Below are 18058 nucleotides of genomic sequence, written 5' to 3'. Positions count from 1 at the left end.
CACGGTGGTCATGATGAGCAAGCAACTCGCCGCACAGGCTCCTGTGGAACCCATCGTTTTGGGGAAAATGGGGTCTTCTTACGGTATCCGTGGTTGGCTCAGAGTGTTTTCTTCCACTGAAGACGCCGAAAGCATTTTTGACTATCAGCCCTGGTTTATCCAGAAGGCGGGTCAGTGGCAGCAAGTACAGCTGGAAAGCTGGAAGCACCACAATCAGGATCTGATCATCAAGCTGAAAGGCGTTGACGATCGTGATTCGGCGAATCTACTGACTAATTGCGAAATTGTCGTGGATTCCTCGCAGTTGCCAGCGCTGGAAGATGGTTCCTACTACTGGAAAGACCTTATGGGCTGCCAGGTAGTGACTACTGAAGGCTACGATCTCGGTAAAGTCGTCGATATGATGGAAACCGGTTCGAATGACGTCATCGTCATCAAGGCAAACCTGAAAGATGCGTTTGGTATCAAGGAACGTCTTGTGCCGTTCCTCGATGGGCAGGTTATCAAGAAAGTCGATCTCGCTACTCGTACTATCGAAGTAGATTGGGATCCTGGTTTTTAAACCACCGGATAAACGGTAAAAGTCGGCGTTATGGGGATTGGCTTGTGTTTATAGGTATCGTTAGCCTGTTTCCAGAAATGTTCCGCGCAATTACCGATTACGGGGTAACTGGCCGGGCAGTAAAAAATGGCCTGCTGAACATCCAGAGTTGGAGTCCTCGTGACTTTACTCATGACCGGCACCGTACCGTGGACGATCGTCCTTACGGCGGCGGACCGGGGATGTTAATGATGGTGCAACCTTTACGGGACGCCATTCATGCAGCAAAAGCTGCGGCTGGTGAAGGCGCAAAGGTGATTTATCTGTCACCTCAGGGACGCAAGCTTGATCAAGCGGGCGTTAGCGAACTGGCCACGAATCAAAAGCTGATTCTGGTATGTGGTCGCTATGAAGGAATAGATGAGCGCGTGATTCAAACCGAAATTGACGAAGAATGGTCAATCGGCGATTACGTACTCAGCGGTGGTGAGTTACCAGCAATGACGCTGATCGACTCCGTGTCCCGGTTTATTCCGGGGGTACTGGGTCATGAAGCTTCGGCAATCGAAGATTCGTTTGCTGATGGGTTGCTGGATTGCCCGCACTATACCCGACCTGAAGTGTTAGAACAGATGGAAGTACCGGCGGTGTTACTGTCGGGGAACCACGCTGAGATACGTCGCTGGCGTTTGAAGCAGTCGCTGGGCCGGACCTGGCTTAGAAGACCTGAACTTCTGGAAAACCTGGCTCTGACTGAAGAGCAAGCAAGGTTGCTGGCGGAGTTCAAAAAGGAACACGCACAACAGCAACATAAACATGATGGGCAGGCGTAAGCCCCCAATATCAGTTTACCCAGGATAAGAGATTAAATTATGAGCAACATTATTAAGCAACTTGAACAAGAACAGATGAAGCAGGACGTACCTTCCTTCCGTCCGGGTGATACCGTGGAAGTGAAAGTATGGGTTGTTGAAGGTTCCAAAAAACGTCTGCAGGCATTCGAGGGCGTGGTTATCGCTATTCGTAACCGCGGTCTGCACTCTGCATTCACTGTTCGTAAAATTTCCAACGGCGAAGGCGTTGAGCGTGTCTTCCAGACTCACTCTCCGGTAGTTGACAGCATTGCTGTTAAACGTCGTGGTGCTGTTCGTAAAGCTAAACTGTACTACCTGCGTGAGCGCACTGGTAAGTCTGCTCGTATCAAAGAGCGTCTTAACTAAGATTCGCGCAAGCGACATCCTGTTAGAAAAGGGCTGGCCGAAAGGCTGGCCCTTTTTTTTATCCCGACGTTTACTCTTTTGTTCTTTATGGCAATGGAAGGACTGCGCGGTGCGCAGCCAGTTGGGGGACGATTATGGTGTCGTGATCACGACCGCCACGCGGCGGTTTTCAGCGCGACCTTTTGATGTCTGGTTGCTGGCAATGGGATATTTCTTCCCGAGTCCCTGAGTCGTCAGGTTGCTGCGGGGAATATTAGCGCCCTGCGCCCAGGCATCGGCAACGACATTAGCGCGTTTGAGTGACAGAGCTTCGTTATAGCTGTCTTCACCGTAGTTATCAGTATGACCATCCAGGCGAGCATGATTTAGCCCGGTAGCTGCCAGTTTGGATGCCATTTCCTTGATCTGTTTTTCACTTTCAGGACGGAGTTTATAGTCATTTTTGTCAAACAGGATGGTGTCAGACAGGCCGAGAGACCAGTCTCCTGATGCTTCAGTAAATCCGTATGATTTCATGGCTGCAATTTGCTCTGGGGTAAATTTTCCCTGAGGTGCCTGACAGCCAGCCAGAATCAGTAAAAGCAGAAGAAACGGGGATAATAAACGTTTTAGCATGTGTGTAATTCCTTATTTTTTAATAATGCGTTCAGAACGCAAATGTTTAGCCTGATACATATTTTGATCGGCAAGTTCTTGTAATTTTTCGGCAGAGGCATGTTCCCACGTCAGCGCAAACCCAATGCTGAGCGTCATGCTTGCCAGATGACCATTATGCAGGTCAAAAGGTCGGTTAAACTCTTGTGACAGTGCAGCGCAGATCCGCTGAACCTCATATTCAGAATGAACGCTGTACAGCACCATGGCGAACTCATCGCCGCCAAGTCTGTATGGGTAATGGCGACTCCCCCCAAACTCGGATAACCTTTTTGCGACTTCAATCAGGACCCGATCCCCCGCTGCGTGGCCCCAGGTATCATTAATAAATTTAAAATTGTCGCCATCAAGGAATAACAATGCCGAGCTGCTGTGGGCGGCATCATCATTCATTAGGGCATTTATGCTGCTGCGAAATGCGGCGCGATTTGCCAGACCCGTCAGAGGATCATGTAGTGCAGTACGCAAAAGCTGAGCGTTTTTTGCCTGCAGTTTAAGTTGCCACTCCTCCATCTCGTCCAGCAGACTATTAAAGTCCAGGGCAAAGAGATGAAACTCTTCAATGCGTTCCTCTGATACGCGCCGTGAAAAGTTACGGTTGGTACGAACATCATGTACCACCTCGGTAATGTTTTGCAGTGCATCCACAACGCCATTGTGTAAATAGCGAGTGAGCATTAATGCAATTCCGGATGCCAACAGAATGCACCCGGTAAGAACGGCCAACGACAAATAGATGAAATGACTGATAACGCTATCGCGCGCAGTCAATCGTACTTCACCGATGACGTTGCCATTATGCAAAATCGGCTGAGTGACCGGTTGTGGGAACAGCCAGTGGCTGATCATCCCGCTGATCTTTTCAGTGGTATCCTGCGCGTTATAGCGCCAGGTGGCGATCACCTTCTGGTTTTTATTACGAACTTCTGCAACGGAAAATTGCCCCTGCTGACCCAGTGCCGCCAGCGTTTCAGTTGCTGCAACACTATCAGAAAAGACTAATGCAGCTTCGAGCGTACGGGTCATGGTAGCGGCAGTCAGATCCAGATTCTTTTGCGCATACTGTCTTAATGCCAGCACGGAAGAAATGCTGAGCAGCAGCCAGATCAGCATCATGGTTACCAGAACGCTGATTATGCTGATACGCCGTAATGTTCGCTTAAACGTCGGGCGTGCTATGGGAGAATGGCCCTTATCCATGCTTATTATTCCGTGCAAGCATCAATACGTCTGGACTGACCCTTACGCCGCTGCGTGAAAGGGAATCCATATTTACGGAAAATCTCACATCTTCGTCTTTAATTATGAGGCAAAAGGCGCTGCCAATAACGCATTCAGGGTTCTGTTCAGCAATTAATAACAATGCCTTAGTCGGATATTTATTCTTTAATTCCACCTGATAAGTAGGGGATTCTTTTCCAAAATAAAAACCGTCACACTGCGAAACTAATATTTCTTGTTCCGTACGGATGATGACGGGAAGATAGGGTAATGCGCCTGCACTGGTATCTTTCAGGACACTGGAAAAACGCGATGAAGAGAAAATACACAGTTTTGGGGGCCCGGAAAGTGCAGGCCAGCGTGTATAACTGACGATGCCGGAAACCATAGCGCGTACCGATTTTGCTTCTTCCGTAACGCTTTGGGCATACAGCGGTAATCCGGTCAGGAGCAGTGCCAGTAGAAGTATGAGTCGGTAAGAATAGCTCATGAATAGTTACCTACCAGCGTTTGCTGTAAAACGTCGAAATACATTCAAGATTGTTTGCAACAAAATAACATTATTTTCCTAAGCCGTCATTATTCCTGGAATAATGCTATTGGTGATTTAAGTTAAATCTTAATGGTTTATAAAATATAAACCATTGTTTAATTTAACCTTATCGAGGCAGCACCCTCGTTTGCCCCTTGCTGCCAGGCGCTGTGTAACTGGTCAACATTTTCGACAGTATCGCAACTGGGCGGAAAAGTTTTCCCGGTCAGGCCTCTGGCATAAACAAAATCCTGCTGGCAGGTTTTACGTTGTCCCTCGGCGTAACCCTTAAGGTATTCCGTACGATCGACGTCGGGGTCATTGTAGTTGTCGGCAAGCGTTTCATTATCTTTAACGGCATAACCCGAAATGGCATCTTGTATCCCGGCGTCGTACCAGTCGGTACCAGTCCAGGTAGGGGCATGGGTGTAGGGGTCTATCTGACATCCGCTCAGAAGTAATAGAAACAAGATGCTGATGAGTTGCTTCATTGCCTGTGCTCCTTCGTTTTTTTAAGCATAGTGGATCTGAAAATTCGGTGATGTAAATTTAAATGTACATTTGCAAGGGCTGTTTTTGCCTTGAAATAACATCATGTAAATTAAAATTTACGGATTGTGGATTGAAATCTTTACCTGTTGTGATATCGTTATTTCCTCCTCGCTGAGGATCAACTATCGCAAACGAGCTAAACAGGATCACCATCATGCAAAAAGACGCGCTGAACAACGTACATATTACCGACGAACAGGTTCTGATGACTCCGGAGCAGCTGAAAGCTGAATTTCCGCTGAGCCATGAGCAAGAGGCGCAAATCGCCCAGTCGCGTAAAACCATCTCAGATATTATCTCCGGTCGCGATCCGCGCCTGCTGGTCGTATGTGGCCCATGCTCCATTCACGATCCTGAAATGGCTATTGAGTATGCTCGTCGATTTAAAGCCCTTGCCGCAGAGGTCAGCGATAGCCTCTACCTGGTGATGCGCGTCTATTTTGAAAAACCCCGTACCACTGTCGGCTGGAAAGGGTTAATTAACGATCCTCATATGGATGGCTCTTTTGATGTTGAAGCAGGTCTGAAAATTGCGCGTCAGCTGCTGCTTGAACTGGTAAATATGGGACTGCCGCTGGCAACTGAAGCGCTGGATCCAAATAGCCCGCAATACCTGGGCGATCTGTTTAGCTGGTCCGCAATCGGTGCCCGTACTACGGAATCGCAGACCCACCGTGAAATGGCTTCCGGTCTTTCGATGCCGGTTGGCTTTAAGAATGGTACCGACGGTAGCCTGGCGACCGCCATTAACGCCATGCGTGCGGCTGCGCAGTCGCACCGCTTTGTCGGTATTAACCAGGCCGGGCAGGTTGCACTGCTGCAAACACAGGGGAATCCGGACGGTCACGTGATCTTGCGCGGGGGTAAAGCGCCGAACTACAGCCCGGCAGATGTCGCCCAGTGCGAAAAAGAGATGGAGCAGGCGGGACTACGACCTTCTCTGATGGTAGATTGCAGTCATGGTAATTCCAATAAAGATTACCGCCGTCAGCCTGCCGTGGCTGAATCCGTGATTGCACAAATCAAAGATGGCAATCGCTCGATCATTGGCTTGATGATTGAAAGTAATATTCACGAAGGCAACCAGTCTTCCGAACAGCCGCGCAGCGAAATGAAATACGGCGTATCCGTAACTGACGCCTGCATTAGCTGGGAAATGACGGATGCGCTGCTGCGTGAAATTAGCCAGGATTTAAACGGCCAGCTGTCGGCGCGTGTAGCATAAGAGGTTGGTTATGGTTGCTGAATTGACCGCATTACGCGATCAAATTGATGAAGTCGACAAGGCGTTGCTGGATTTACTGGCACGCCGCCTGGAGCTGGTTGCCGAAGTAGGTGAAGTAAAAAGCCGCTTTGGGCTGCCGATCTACGTGCCGGAGCGGGAAGCCTCTATGCTGGCCTCTCGTCGCGCGGAAGCGGAAGCCCTTGGCGTGCCGCCGGACCTGATTGAAGATGTGCTACGCCGCGTTATGCGTGAGTCCTACTCCAGTGAGAACGACAAAGGGTTTAAAACGCTTTGTCCTTCTCTGCGGCCGGTGGTGATTGTCGGCGGCGGCGGTCAGATGGGGCGTCTGTTCGAAAAAATGCTCACCCTGTCAGGTTACCAGGTGCGGATCCTGGAACAGCAGGACTGGGATCGCGCGCCGGAGATCGTCTCTGATGCCGGCATGGTGATCGTCAGCGTGCCGATCCACGTCACCGAGCAGGTGATCGCCAAACTACCGCGTCTGCCGTCTGACTGCATCCTGGTGGATCTGGCTTCGGTGAAAAATGGTCCTTTACAGGCGATGCTGGCTGCACATGATGGCCCGGTGGTGGGGTTACACCCAATGTTTGGTCCGGATAGCGGCAGTCTGGCCAAGCAGGTCGTCGTTTGGTGTGACGGACGTCAGCCGGAAGCTTATCAGTGGTTTCTGGAACAGATTCAGGTATGGGGTGCGCGACTGCATCGGATCAGCGCCGTTGAACATGACCAGAACATGGCGTTTATTCAGGCACTGCGTCACTTTGCGACCTTTGCTTACGGTCTGCATTTAGCGGAAGAGAACGTTCAACTGGAGCAGCTGCTGGCGCTCTCTTCGCCGATTTACCGCCTTGAACTGGCGATGGTTGGCCGTCTGTTTGCCCAGGATCCGCAGCTCTATGCCGATATTATTATGTCGTCTGAGAGCAACCTTGCGCTGATTAAACGCTACTACCAACGTTTTGGCGAGGCGATCGGTTTGCTGGAGCAGGGAGATAAGCAAGCGTTTATTGACAGCTTCCGTAAGGTGGAGCACTGGTTTGGCGATTATGCGAAACGCTTCCAGAGTGAAAGCCGTACTTTGTTACGTCAGGCGAATGACAGCCGTCCTTAATTAAGATGCCGGATGGCGGCTTCGCCTTATCCGGCCTTCAAAAATCGTATGAACCGTAGGCCGGATAAGCGTAGCGCCATCCGGCATTGCCAAACGTTAGCTCGGATCGACTGGCACCACGTTCTCACTTGGATAGCATCCCAGTACTTTCATCGAACGCGTAATCTCACCCAGCTCTTTCAATGCTTTTTGCATCTGGGGCGATTCCAGGTTGGCCTGGATATCAAGATAAAACATCTCTTCCCACGGATTGCCGTGAATCGGGCGTGACTCCAGTTTAGTCATAATCAGATTATGGTTACGCAGCACCAGCAGCGCCTCAACCAGCGCACCGGCTTGTTGCCCCGTCGCCATCAACAGGGTTGTTTTTGCCGGAACCTGATCGGAAACATTGATTGCTTTGCGTGCCAACACCACGAAGCGGGTGATGTTTTGCGACTGGTTAGCCTCAATATGCTCGAGAACCTGCAATCCATACAGTACGCCTCCGGCTTCGCTCCCCAGGGCCGCCACGCGCGGTGAGTTAGCCTGCGCAACTTTTTCCATCGCCGCAGAGGTGCTTTCAGTGTACTCAATCTTCCAGTGCGGGTAGCGATTCAGGAACTTGCTGCACTGCTGGAACGGCTGCGGATGGCTATATACCGTTTCAATGGTCTCAAGATCCGTCGTGCCAGACACCAGTACACAGTGGTCTATCGTAATGGTCATCTCGCCAACGATAGACAGGCTGGTGTGCTGCAGCAGGTCGTAAACGTCGTTAATCCCACCTGAGCTGGTGTTTTCAATCGGTACCACAGCATAGTCAGCCTGTCCGGTTTCGACCTGATTAAAGATATCGGCAAATTTTGCGCAGCCGCTTTCAATAAATTGTTCAAAATGGCGAGCGGCGTACTGACGTGCGGCGAGATGGGAATATGACCCTTTTGGCCCAAGGAAGGCCACGCGCGCGGAGTGTGGGTTAATTTTGTTCAGGTGCTGCTGGAGCAGAGCCTGTTGAGTCAGGACGGAATCTTCGATTATGAGCTGGAACAGGCGAGTAATGTAGTGAGCATCAAGATGATGTGTTTTGCCAAGCTGAATGAGTCGGTCCAAAAGGTCACGTTCACGATCGATATCACGAACCGGACGATGCGAAAGCAGTTTGGCTTTACCAACTTCTACGGCCAGTCCACGTCGCTCAGCCAGCAGGGCCAGTAATTTTTCATCCAGCGTGCTGATCTTATCGCGCAGCGCCAGCAATGGGTTTTCCGATGTCATAGTGTTGCCTTTCTTGTTATCAATAAAAAAGGCCTCCCGTGTGGGGAGGCCTTATTGTTCGTCTTCGCATTCTTTATCACACGACGAAACGCCTCCCATTCAGGGGAAGGTAAAAAAGAATGCGAAGAAGAACGGGACAAGTTTCATGTAATTTTCCTTTGGCTACGTCAGTAAAGTACCCGTACTGTTTTCACCCTGTCAACAAAAAACGCGCCCGAAGGCGCGTTGGCGATACACTCAATGTAAGGGACTACTCTTCTTCTGCTTCGACGAAGTTGGCGTCTTTGACTGAAGTTGTTGCACGACGGGCTTCGCCTTTGTGCTGCACTTTATTGAGCTGCCGTTCCAGCTTGTTGATCAAATCGTTAATTGCGGTGTACATATCCTCGTGTTTTGCGCTGGCGACCAGATGTCCGTTCGGTGTATTGATGGTGGCATCAGCAATGAAACCCTGTGGCTCCTTAGACAGAATGATATGTGGATTAATCAGATGAGTTTGCCATTTTTCTAGTTTGGCGAGACGGTCTGCGACATGCTGGCGAATTGCCGGAGTAATTTCCATTTGTTTACTGGTAATGTTCATTGTCATAAATTTTACCTCTTGTCTTTCCCGTCTTGGTGATTCCAGCATACCGTTCCTAATGTCAAAATGTGTGATCTAAATCACATTATTTTGTCGCTTTTTGTCAAGAAAACCTTTTTGTGAGGCACCGCAGGAACAGGCGATTTTTTACTTGAGGAATACCTGAAAGCAGGCCATATTTGATGGGATGCGTTGGAGCTAAACCGCTTCAGTTGTGGCGTTAACGGATAAAAAAACGGCAGCCCTTGGGCTGCCGTTTTGCATTCTGAGGCAAATCAGGTATTGCTGTTGTTGGCGGCAATGATTTTCGCGACTTTTTCAGCCTGCGCATTCATCTGCATCTGGCGATAAGCGTTTTCCATCAACGGCAGGGCATTACGTGTTGCCTGGGTATCCGGGTAGTCGCGCAGCATGCCTTCCACACGGTTTACCACGGCAACCCATGCGCCGCGGGCAGTGTAGTATTCTGCAACGGAGTATTCATACTTCGCCAGGCGGTCTTTCAGGAACACCAGACGTTTGGTGGCGTCAGTGGTGTACTGGCTATTCGGATACCCACGCACCAGTTTGGAAAAGTCATTAAACGCAGCTCGGGCATGTTGCGGATCGCGATCGCTACGATCAACACCAAAGAATCCTTGCAGTGCGCTATCATCCAACGCCATATTGGTCAGGCCACGCATATACATGACATAATCAATGTTAGGGTGTGTCGGGTTAAGACGGATAAAACGATCGATGGCAGCCTGAGCAAGTGGCAGATCGGCGTTTTTGTAGTAGGCGTAGATGAGATCTAATTGCACCTGCTGAGAATACGGTCCAAATGGATAACGGTTATCCAACGCTTCCAATTGCGTTATTGCCTGTTTCCAGTTACCGTCCTGCAGCTTTTGCTGAGCAGTCGCGTAGATTTCATTTGGCGGATTATCGGGCACCTCTTCCTTTGAACCAGAGCAACCCGCCAAAAACAGGCTCAACGTGGCTGCTGCCACCAGATATTTCATGCGCGTCATGACGTTTTGACTTTCCTCAAAATGTAATACGGGAGATTCTCTGTTCCTGCTCCCGGTTAAGACCAGCTACAATAGCACACTATATTAAACGGCAAAGCCGTAAAACCCAACGTTAAACGAAGAAGCAGTTTATGGCACAACGAGTAGAACTCACCGCAACAGTCTCCGAAAATCAGCTCGGTCAACGCTTAGATCAGGCTTTGGCCGAATTGTTCCCTGATTATTCGCGATCGCGCATAAAAGAATGGATCCTCGACCAGCGCGTACTGGTAAATGACCAACTTTGCGATAAACCGAAAGAAAAAGTGCTGGGTGGAGAGCGTGTCTCCATCAATGCAGAAATTGATGAAGAGGTTCGTTTTGAACCTCAGGATATCCCACTGGATATCGTTTATGAAGATGACGACATTCTTGTCATCAACAAACCCCGTGACCTTGTAGTGCATCCGGGCGCCGGGAATCCCGATGGTACGGTATTGAATGCGTTACTGCATTACTACCCGCCAATCGCGGATGTTCCTCGTGCAGGTATCGTGCACCGTCTGGATAAAGACACGACCGGATTAATGGTGGTGGCAAAAACGGTTCCGGCGCAAACACGTTTAGTGGAGTCGTTGCAGCTGCGCGAAATTACCCGTGAGTACGAAGCCGTGGCAATTGGTCACATGACTGCTGGCGGAACCGTTGAGGAACCGATTAGCCGTCACCCGACCAAGCGTACGCACATGGCGGTACACCCAATGGGGAAACCGGCGGTAACGCACTATCGCATTATGGAACACTTCCGTGTGCACACGCGTCTGCGGTTGCGTCTGGAAACCGGACGTACGCACCAGATCCGCGTGCACATGGCACATATCACTCATCCGCTGGTGGGCGATCAGGTTTACGGCGGTCGTCCACGTCCACCGAAAGGCGCTTCTGACGAATTTATCTCCGTACTGCGTAAGTTCGACCGTCAAGCGCTGCACGCGACCATGCTGCGTTTGTATCACCCGATTTCCGGTATCGAAATGGAATGGCATGCGCCGATCCCACAAGATATGGTGCAGTTGATTGAAGTGATGCGCGCTGATTTCGAAGAACATAAGGATGATATTGCCTGGCTATGAGTAAGCTAATTGTCCCGCAGTGGCCGATACCGCAAGGTGTCGCGGCGTGTAGTTCTACCCGTATTGGCGGAGTCAGTATGCCGCCTTACGATTCGCTGAATCTGGGCGCCCATTGCGGCGATAACCCGGAGCATGTTGAAGAGAACCGCAAACGACTGTTTGCTGCGGGCAATCTGCCGTCAAAGCCAGTTTGGCTGGAGCAGGTCCACGGTAAGGATGTCCTGAAACTGACCGGCGAGCCTTACGCCTGCAAACGCGCAGATGCGTCGTACAGCAACACGCCGGGCACCGTGTGTGCGGTGATGACCGCTGATTGTTTGCCGGTGTTGTTTTGCAATCGTGCCGGAACGGAAGTTGCTGCGGCCCATGCGGGTTGGCGCGGATTATGCGCCGGCGTGCTGGAAGAGACGGTGGCGTGTTTTGCCGACAAACCTGAAAACATTATTGCCTGGCTAGGCCCGGCGATAGGTCCAAACGCGTTTGAAGTTGGACCAGAAGTCCGCGAGGCGTTCATGACGAAAGATCCGCAAGCGGACCTCGCATTTGTACCGCGTGGCGACAAGTATCTGGCGGATATCTACCAGCTTGCGCGCCAGCGTCTGTCCAGTGTCGGGGTAGAGAACATCCACGGTGGCGACCGTTGCACCTTCAGCGAAAGTGAGACGTTCTTCTCTTATCGTCGCGACAATACCACGGGTCGTATGGCAAGTTTTATTTGGCTGATATAACCTAAAGAATCAAGACGATCCGGTACGTGTAATTTTCTTTTCACATAATTCAGGTCATTCACCTTGAATAATTGAGGGATGACCTCATTTAATCTCCAGTAGCAATTTTGACCTGTTATGGGAGGAGTTATGCGTCTGGATCGTCTTACTAATAAATTCCAGCTTGCTCTTGCCGATGCCCAGTCACTCGCATTGGGGCACGACAATCAATTCATCGAACCACTTCATCTAATGAGCGCCTTGCTGAATCAGGAAGGGGGATCGGTACGTCCTTTATTAACGTCTGCTGGCATTAATGCTGGCCAGTTACGTACAGCCATTGACCAGGCGTTGAGCCGTTTGCCACAGGTAGAAGGTACCGGTGGCGATGTGCAGCCTTCTCAGGAACTGGTGCGTGTACTTAATCTTTGCGACAAGCTGGCGCAAAAACGTGGGGACAACTTTATTTCGTCAGAACTGTTCGTTCTGGCGGCGCTTGAGTCACGCGGTACGCTGACCGACTTATTAAAATCAGCAGGCGCGACGACCGCCAATATCACTCAGGCAATTGAACAAATGCGTGGAGGTGAAAGCGTGAATGACCAGGGAGCTGAAGACCAACGTCAGGCCTTGAAAAAATATACCGTCGATCTGACCGAACGTGCCGAACAGGGCAAACTCGATCCGGTCATCGGCCGTGATGAAGAAATTCGCCGTACCATTCAGGTGCTGCAACGTCGTACTAAAAATAACCCGGTGTTAATCGGTGAACCCGGTGTCGGTAAAACCGCCATCGTTGAAGGGCTGGCCCAACGCATCATCAATGGTGAAGTGCCGGAAGGCTTAAAAGGCCGTCGTGTACTGGCGCTGGATATGGGCGCGCTGGTTGCTGGGGCCAAATATCGTGGTGAGTTCGAAGAACGTTTAAAAGGTGTGCTGAACGATCTCTCGAAACAGGAAGGCAACGTCATTCTGTTTATCGACGAATTGCATACCATGGTTGGGGCGGGTAAAGCCGATGGCGCAATGGACGCCGGGAACATGCTGAAACCAGCACTGGCTCGCGGGGAACTGCACTGCGTAGGCGCAACAACGCTTGATGAGTATCGCCAGTACATCGAAAAAGATGCGGCGCTGGAACGTCGTTTCCAGAAAGTGTTTGTGGCTGAACCTTCAGTGGAAGACACCATCGCAATCTTGCGTGGCCTGAAAGAACGTTATGAACTGCACCATCATGTGCAGATTACTGACCCGGCGATTGTTGCGGCTGCTACGCTGTCTCATCGATATATTGCCGATCGTCAGTTGCCGGATAAAGCTATCGACCTTATTGACGAAGCGGCATCCAGCATTCGTATGCAGATTGACTCCAAGCCGGAGGAACTCGACAGACTCGACCGCCGTATTATCCAGCTCAAACTGGAACAGCAGGCATTAATGAAAGAGTCTGATGAGGCAAGTAAAAAACGTCTCGATATGCTCAACGAAGAGCTGGACGACAAAGAACGCCAGTATTCTGAGTTAGAGGAAGAGTGGAAAGCTGAAAAAGCTTCCCTCTCGGGAACGCAAACTATCAAGGCTGAGCTGGAGCAGGCAAAAATCGCCATCGAACAGGCGCGCCGCGTTGGCGACCTGGCGCGGATGTCTGAACTGCAGTACGGCAAAATTCCTGAACTGGAAAAACAACTGGAAGCAGCCACCCAGTCTGAAGGCAAAACCATGCGTCTGCTGCGTAATAAAGTTACGGATGCAGAAATTGCTGAGGTGCTGGCGCGCTGGACCGGGATCCCAGTTGCTCGCATGCTGGAAGGCGAACGAGAAAAACTGTTGCGTATGGAGCAGGAGCTGCACAGCCGCGTGATTGGTCAGAACGAAGCGGTGGAAGCCGTTTCTAATGCCATCCGTCGTAGCCGCGCGGGCTTGTCCGATCCGAATCGTCCGATTGGTTCATTCCTGTTCCTTGGTCCAACCGGTGTCGGTAAAACCGAACTGTGCAAAGCGCTGGCAAACTTTATGTTCGACAGTGACGATGCAATGGTGCGTATCGATATGTCCGAGTTTATGGAGAAACACTCGGTGTCTCGTCTGGTTGGGGCACCTCCGGGATATGTCGGTTATGAAGAGGGGGGTTACCTGACGGAAGCAGTACGTCGTCGTCCTTACTCTGTCATCTTGTTGGATGAAGTGGAGAAAGCACACCCGGATGTGTTCAACATTCTGCTGCAGGTGCTTGACGATGGTCGTTTGACTGACGGACAGGGGAGAACGGTCGACTTCCGTAATACGGTTGTCATCATGACCTCGAACCTGGGGTCCGATCTGATCCAGGAACGCTTCGGCGAGTTGGATTACGGTCACATGAAAGATATGGTGCTGGGCGTCGTGAGCCACAACTTCCGCCCGGAATTCATCAACCGTATAGATGAGGTTGTTGTATTCCATCCGCTGGGTGAGCAGCACATTGCTTCTATTGCTCAGATCCAGTTGCAGCGTCTGTACAAACGTCTGGAAGAGCGTGGCTATGAAATCCATATTTCTGACGAGGCGCTTAAACTGCTGAGCGCGAATGGTTACGATCCGGTGTATGGCGCGCGTCCATTGAAACGTGCTATCCAGCAGCAGATCGAAAACCCGCTGGCGCAGCAAATTCTGTCTGGTGAACTGATTCCGGGCAAAACGATTCGTCTGGAAGTGAATGACGATCGCATAGTGGCAGTGCAGTAAGTCACAAAACAACAATAAACGGGCCCTGTGGGGCTCGTTTTTGTTTAAAAACCAGGCAGAAATGGACGTGTTGATTGAAAAGTAATCGCTTGATAAGTTTTTTATATTTTTAACTTGTCAGCCTGAAATAACTCCCTATAATGCGCCTCCACTGACACGGAACAACGGATTACAAGCCGCCGGGTCAGCGGGGTTCCACTGAGAACTCCGGCGAAGAAAGCGAAATTAAATGCTTGACTTCGTAGCGGGGTGGCGTAATATGCACACCCCGCGCCGCTGAGAAAAAGCGAAGCGGTACTGCTCTTTAACAATTTATCAGACAATCTGTGTGGGCACTCGAAGATACGGATTCTTAACGTCGCAAGACGAAAAATGAATACCAAGTCTCAACGAGTGAACACGTAATTCATTACGAAGTTTAATTCATTGAGCATCAAACTTTTAAATTGAAGAGTTTGATCATGGCTCAGATTGAACGCTGGCGGCAGGCCTAACACATGCAAGTCGAACGGTAGCACAGAGGAGCTTGCTCCTTGGGTGACGAGTGGCGGACGGGTGAGTAATGTCTGGGAAACTGCCCGATGGAGGGGGATAACTACTGGAAACGGTAGCTAATACCGCATAACGTCGCAAGACCAAAGAGGGGGACCTTCGGGCCTCTTGCCATCGGATGTGCCCAGATGGGATTAGCTAGTAGGTGGGGTAACGGCTCACCTAGGCGACGATCCCTAGCTGGTCTGAGAGGATGACCAGCCACACTGGAACTGAGACACGGTCCAGACTCCTACGGGAGGCAGCAGTGGGGAATATTGCACAATGGGCGCAAGCCTGATGCAGCCATGCCGCGTGTATGAAGAAGGCCTTCGGGTTGTAAAGTACTTTCAGCGAGGAGGAAGGTGTTGTGGTTAATAACCACAGCAATTGACGTTACTCGCAGAAGAAGCACCGGCTAACTCCGTGCCAGCAGCCGCGGTAATACGGAGGGTGCAAGCGTTAATCGGAATTACTGGGCGTAAAGCGCACGCAGGCGGTCTGTCAAGTCGGATGTGAAATCCCCGGGCTCAACCTGGGAACTGCATCCGAAACTGGCAGGCTAGAGTCTTGTAGAGGGGGGTAGAATTCCAGGTGTAGCGGTGAAATGCGTAGAGATCTGGAGGAATACCGGTGGCGAAGGCGGCCCCCTGGACAAAGACTGACGCTCAGGTGCGAAAGCGTGGGGAGCAAACAGGATTAGATACCCTGGTAGTCCACGCCGTAAACGATGTCGACTTGGAGGTTGTGCCCTTGAGGCGTGGCTTCCGGAGCTAACGCGTTAAGTCGACCGCCTGGGGAGTACGGCCGCAAGGTTAAAACTCAAATGAATTGACGGGGGCCCGCACAAGCGGTGGAGCATGTGGTTTAATTCGATGCAACGCGAAGAACCTTACCTACTCTTGACATCCACGGAATTTAGCAGAGATGCTTTAGTGCCTTCGGGAACCGTGAGACAGGTGCTGCATGGCTGTCGTCAGCTCGTGTTGTGAAATGTTGGGTTAAGTCCCGCAACGAGCGCAACCCTTATCCTTTGTTGCCAGCGGTTAGGCCGGGAACTCAAAGGAGACTGCCAGTGATAAACTGGAGGAAGGTGGGGATGACGTCAAGTCATCATGGCCCTTACGAGTAGGGCTACACACGTGCTACAATGGCATATACAAAGAGAAGCGACCTCGCGAGAGCAAGCGGACCTCATAAAGTATGTCGTAGTCCGGATTGGAGTCTGCAACTCGACTCCATGAAGTCGGAATCGCTAGTAATCGTGGATCAGAATGCCACGGTGAATACGTTCCCGGGCCTTGTACACACCGCCCGTCACACCATGGGAGTGGGTTGCAAAAGAAGTAGGTAGCTTAACCTTCGGGAGGGCGCTTACCACTTTGTGATTCATGACTGGGGTGAAGTCGTAACAAGGTAACCGTAGGGGAACCTGCGGTTGGATCACCTCCTTACCTTAAAGAACCGACCTTTGTAGTGCTCACACAGATTGTCTGATGAAAAGTAAATAGCAAGGCGTCTTGCGATTGAGACTTCAGTGTCCCCTTCGTCTAGAGGCCCAGGACACCGCCCTTTCACGGCGGTAACAGGGGTTCGAATCCCCTAGGGGACGCCACTTGCTGGTATGTGTGAGTGAAAGTCGCCGACCGAAGTATCTCAAAACTGACTTACGAGTCACGTTTGAGATATTTGCTCTTTAAAAATCTGGATCAAGCTGAAAATTGAAACGACACACTGTTTCATTTCTCCGTAATAAGAAATGAAAAATGGTGTGTTCGAGTCTCTCAAATTTTTGCAAGTCGATGATGAATCGAAAGAAACATCTTCGGGTTGTGAGGTTAAGCGACTAAGCGTACACGGTGGATGCCCTGGCAGTCAGAGGCGATGAAGGACGTGCTAATCTGCGATAAGCGTCGGTAAGGTGATATGAACCGTTATAACCGGCGATTTCCGAATGGGGAAACCCAGTGTGATCCGTCACACTATCATTACGTGAATACATAGCGTAATGAAGCGAACCGGGGGAACTGAAACATCTAAGTACCCCGAGGAAAAGAAATCAACCGAGATTCCCCCAGTAGCGGCGAGCGAACGGGGAGCAGCCCAGAGTCTGAATCAGCATGTGTGTTAGTGGAAGCGTCTGGAAAGTCGCACGATACAGGGTGAAAGTCCCGTACACAAAAGTGCATGTGTTGTGAACTCGAAGAGTAGGGCGGGACACGTGGTATCCTGTCTGAATATGGGGGGACCATCCTCCAAGGCTAAATACTCCTGACTGACCGATAGTGAACCAGTACCGTGAGGGAAAGGCGAAAAGAACCCCGGCGAGGGGAGTGAAAAAGAACCTGAAACCGTGTACGTACAAGCAGTGGGAGCATCCTTCGGGGTGTGACTGCGTACCTTTTGTATAATGGGTCAGCGACTTATATTCTGTAGCAAGGTTAACCGAATAGGGGAGCCGAAGGGAAACCGAGTCTTAACTGGGCGTTAAGTTGCAGGGTATAGACCCGAAACCCGGTGATCTAGCCATGGGCAGGTTGAAGGTTGGGTAACACTAACTGGAGGACCGAACCGACTAATGTTGAAAAATTAGCGGATGACTTGTGGCTGGGGGTGAAAGGCCAATCAAACCGGGAGATAGCTGGTTCTCCCCGAAAGCTATTTAGGTAGCGCCTCGTGAATTCATCTTCGGGGGTAGAGCACTGTTTCGGCTAGGGGGTCATCCCGACTTACCAACCCGATGCAAACTGCGAATACCGAAGAATGTTATCACGGGAGACACACGGCGGGTGCTAACGTCCGTCGTGAAGAGGGAAACAACCCAGACCGCCAGCTAAGGTCCCAAAGTCATGGTTAAGTGGGAAACGATGTGGGAAGGCACAGACAGCCAGGATGTTGGCTTAGAAGCAGCCATCATTTAAAGAAAGCGTAATAGCTCACTGGTCGAGTCGGCCTGCGCGGAAGATGTAACGGGGCTAAACCATGCACCGAAGCTGCGGCAGCGACACTATGTGTTGTTGGGTAGGGGAGCGTTCTGTAAGCCGTTGAAGGTGT

At 50.8% G+C, this 18058-nt stretch carries 16 protein-coding genes, 1 tRNA gene, 2 rRNA genes and 1 other annotated feature; of the genes, 11 read left to right on the top strand and 8 right to left on the bottom strand.

Annotated elements, in window-relative coordinates:
• Nucleotides 1–13 precede the first annotated feature (13 nt).
• Genes rimM through rplS form a run of 3 tightly spaced genes read left to right on the top strand, consistent with a single transcriptional unit; the run spans nucleotide 14 to nucleotide 1761 of the window.
• On the top strand, nucleotides 14–562 hold the full coding sequence (gene rimM / locus SK38_RS16290) for a ribosome maturation factor RimM (protein WP_003031230.1): 549 nt from the start codon (nucleotides 14–16) through the stop codon (nucleotides 560–562).
• 44 nt (nucleotides 563–606) lie between these two features.
• Nucleotides 607–1374, top strand: coding sequence for a tRNA (guanosine(37)-N1)-methyltransferase TrmD (gene trmD, locus SK38_RS16285; protein WP_003031232.1), 768 nt, complete (start codon nucleotides 607–609; stop codon nucleotides 1372–1374).
• Between the two features lie 39 nt (nucleotides 1375–1413).
• A complete protein-coding gene (gene rplS, locus SK38_RS16280) occupies nucleotides 1414–1761 on the top strand; it encodes a 50S ribosomal protein L19 (protein WP_002914145.1) in 348 nt (115 codons plus the stop codon).
• A 132-nt stretch (nucleotides 1762–1893) separates the two neighbouring features.
• Here rplS and SK38_RS16275 read toward each other — a convergent pair whose 3' ends face one another.
• From SK38_RS16275 to SK38_RS16260, 4 genes are all read right to left on the bottom strand, one after another.
• A complete protein-coding gene (locus SK38_RS16275; protein WP_032944605.1) occupies nucleotides 1894–2376 on the bottom strand; it encodes an OmpA family protein in 483 nt (160 codons plus the stop codon).
• A gap of 12 nt (nucleotides 2377–2388) precedes the next feature.
• A complete protein-coding gene (dgcN, locus tag SK38_RS16270) occupies nucleotides 2389–3615 on the bottom strand; it encodes a diguanylate cyclase DgcN/YfiN (RefSeq protein WP_003826449.1) in 1227 nt (408 codons plus the stop codon).
• On the bottom strand, nucleotides 3608–4126 hold the full coding sequence (locus SK38_RS16265) for a regulatory sequestration protein YfiR (RefSeq protein WP_003826451.1): 519 nt from the start codon (nucleotides 4124–4126) through the stop codon (nucleotides 3608–3610). Before SK38_RS16265 ends, dgcN begins: the two co-directional genes overlap by 8 nt.
• Nucleotides 4127–4284: 158 nt before the next feature.
• Nucleotides 4285–4659, bottom strand: a complete 375-nt coding sequence (locus SK38_RS16260; RefSeq protein WP_008785516.1) for a DUF2799 domain-containing protein — start codon at nucleotides 4657–4659, stop codon at nucleotides 4285–4287.
• A 215-nt stretch (nucleotides 4660–4874) separates the two neighbouring features.
• Here SK38_RS16260 and aroF point away from each other — a divergent pair, with 215 nt between their 5' ends.
• Nucleotides 4875–5945, top strand: coding sequence for a 3-deoxy-7-phosphoheptulonate synthase AroF (gene aroF / locus SK38_RS16255; protein WP_008785515.1), 1071 nt, complete (start codon nucleotides 4875–4877; stop codon nucleotides 5943–5945).
• A gap of 10 nt (nucleotides 5946–5955) precedes the next feature.
• Complete coding sequence (tyrA, locus tag SK38_RS16250) at nucleotides 5956–7077, top strand: bifunctional chorismate mutase/prephenate dehydrogenase (RefSeq protein ID WP_003826456.1); 1122 nt, start codon at nucleotides 5956–5958, stop codon at nucleotides 7075–7077.
• A gap of 96 nt (nucleotides 7078–7173) precedes the next feature.
• On the opposite strand, the gene pheA is transcribed toward tyrA, so the two are convergent.
• The 4 genes from pheA to bamD form a co-directional block, all read right to left on the bottom strand.
• The gene (gene pheA / locus SK38_RS16245; RefSeq protein WP_048236504.1) at nucleotides 7174–8334 is read right to left on the bottom strand and encodes a bifunctional chorismate mutase/prephenate dehydratase; all 1161 of its coding nucleotides are present in this window, start codon (nucleotides 8332–8334) and stop codon (nucleotides 7174–7176) included.
• Nucleotides 8335–8356: 22 nt separating this feature from the next.
• Nucleotides 8357–8482: a sequence feature (Phe leader region), on the bottom strand.
• Complete coding sequence (gene pheL / locus SK38_RS25030) at nucleotides 8434–8481, bottom strand: pheA operon leader peptide PheL (RefSeq protein ID WP_100250063.1); 48 nt, start codon at nucleotides 8479–8481, stop codon at nucleotides 8434–8436. (Overlaps the previous feature by 48 nt.)
• Nucleotides 8483–8584: 102 nt before the next feature.
• On the bottom strand, nucleotides 8585–8923 hold the full coding sequence (gene raiA, locus SK38_RS16240) for a ribosome-associated translation inhibitor RaiA (protein ID WP_003031244.1): 339 nt from the start codon (nucleotides 8921–8923) through the stop codon (nucleotides 8585–8587).
• A 269-nt stretch (nucleotides 8924–9192) separates the two neighbouring features.
• Nucleotides 9193–9930 carry an outer membrane protein assembly factor BamD gene (gene bamD / locus SK38_RS16235; protein ID WP_048236503.1) on the bottom strand — a complete coding sequence of 246 codons (738 nt, stop codon included), beginning with the start codon at nucleotides 9928–9930 and terminating at the stop codon, nucleotides 9193–9195.
• 131 nt (nucleotides 9931–10061) lie between these two features.
• Between bamD and rluD the strand changes: the two genes are divergently transcribed.
• The 6 genes from rluD to SK38_RS16205 form a co-directional block, all read left to right on the top strand.
• Nucleotides 10062–11042, top strand: coding sequence for a 23S rRNA pseudouridine(1911/1915/1917) synthase RluD (gene rluD, locus SK38_RS16230; protein ID WP_003826464.1), 981 nt, complete (start codon nucleotides 10062–10064; stop codon nucleotides 11040–11042).
• Nucleotides 11039–11770, top strand: a complete 732-nt coding sequence (yfiH, locus tag SK38_RS16225; RefSeq protein WP_008785512.1) for a purine nucleoside phosphorylase YfiH — start codon at nucleotides 11039–11041, stop codon at nucleotides 11768–11770. Before rluD ends, yfiH begins: the two co-directional genes overlap by 4 nt.
• A 129-nt stretch (nucleotides 11771–11899) precedes the next feature.
• Nucleotides 11900–14473, top strand: coding sequence for an ATP-dependent chaperone ClpB (gene clpB, locus SK38_RS16220; RefSeq protein ID WP_020996274.1), 2574 nt, complete (start codon nucleotides 11900–11902; stop codon nucleotides 14471–14473).
• A 443-nt stretch (nucleotides 14474–14916) separates the two neighbouring features.
• A 16S ribosomal RNA gene (locus tag SK38_RS16215) occupies nucleotides 14917–16458 on the top strand.
• An 85-nt stretch (nucleotides 16459–16543) separates the two neighbouring features.
• A tRNA-Glu gene (locus SK38_RS16210) sits at nucleotides 16544–16619 on the top strand.
• 221 nt (nucleotides 16620–16840) lie between these two features.
• Nucleotides 16841–18058, top strand: a 23S ribosomal RNA gene (locus SK38_RS16205); the annotation flags it as partial.

The organism is Citrobacter sp. MGH110, from assembly GCF_001037515.1.
Taxonomy (GTDB): domain Bacteria; phylum Pseudomonadota; class Gammaproteobacteria; order Enterobacterales; family Enterobacteriaceae; genus Citrobacter; species Citrobacter portucalensis.
Note: the sequence above shows the minus strand (reverse complement) of the source record. Positions and strands in the feature narration are given on the sequence as shown.

Coding starts and splice junctions, on each gene's coding strand:
- rimM (WP_003031230.1), top strand. CDS start 14: ATGAGCAAGCAACTCGCCGCACAGGCTCCTGTGGAACCCATCGTTTTG.
- rplS (WP_002914145.1), top strand. CDS start 1,414: ATGAGCAACATTATTAAGCAACTTGAACAAGAACAGATGAAGCAGGAC.
- SK38_RS16275 (WP_032944605.1), bottom strand. CDS start 2,376: ATGCTAAAACGTTTATTATCCCCGTTTCTTCTGCTTTTACTGATTCTG.
- dgcN (WP_003826449.1), bottom strand. CDS start 3,615: ATGGATAAGGGCCATTCTCCCATAGCACGCCCGACGTTTAAGCGAACA.
- SK38_RS16265 (WP_003826451.1), bottom strand. CDS start 4,126: ATGAGCTATTCTTACCGACTCATACTTCTACTGGCACTGCTCCTGACC.
- SK38_RS16260 (WP_008785516.1), bottom strand. CDS start 4,659: ATGAAGCAACTCATCAGCATCTTGTTTCTATTACTTCTGAGCGGATGT.
- aroF (WP_008785515.1), top strand. CDS start 4,875: ATGCAAAAAGACGCGCTGAACAACGTACATATTACCGACGAACAGGTT.
- tyrA (WP_003826456.1), top strand. CDS start 5,956: ATGGTTGCTGAATTGACCGCATTACGCGATCAAATTGATGAAGTCGAC.
- pheA (WP_048236504.1), bottom strand. CDS start 8,334: ATGACATCGGAAAACCCATTGCTGGCGCTGCGCGATAAGATCAGCACG.
- raiA (WP_003031244.1), bottom strand. CDS start 8,923: ATGACAATGAACATTACCAGTAAACAAATGGAAATTACTCCGGCAATT.
- bamD (WP_048236503.1), bottom strand. CDS start 9,930: ATGACGCGCATGAAATATCTGGTGGCAGCAGCCACGTTGAGCCTGTTT.
- rluD (WP_003826464.1), top strand. CDS start 10,062: ATGGCACAACGAGTAGAACTCACCGCAACAGTCTCCGAAAATCAGCTC.
- yfiH (WP_008785512.1), top strand. CDS start 11,039: ATGAGTAAGCTAATTGTCCCGCAGTGGCCGATACCGCAAGGTGTCGCG.
- clpB (WP_020996274.1), top strand. CDS start 11,900: ATGCGTCTGGATCGTCTTACTAATAAATTCCAGCTTGCTCTTGCCGAT.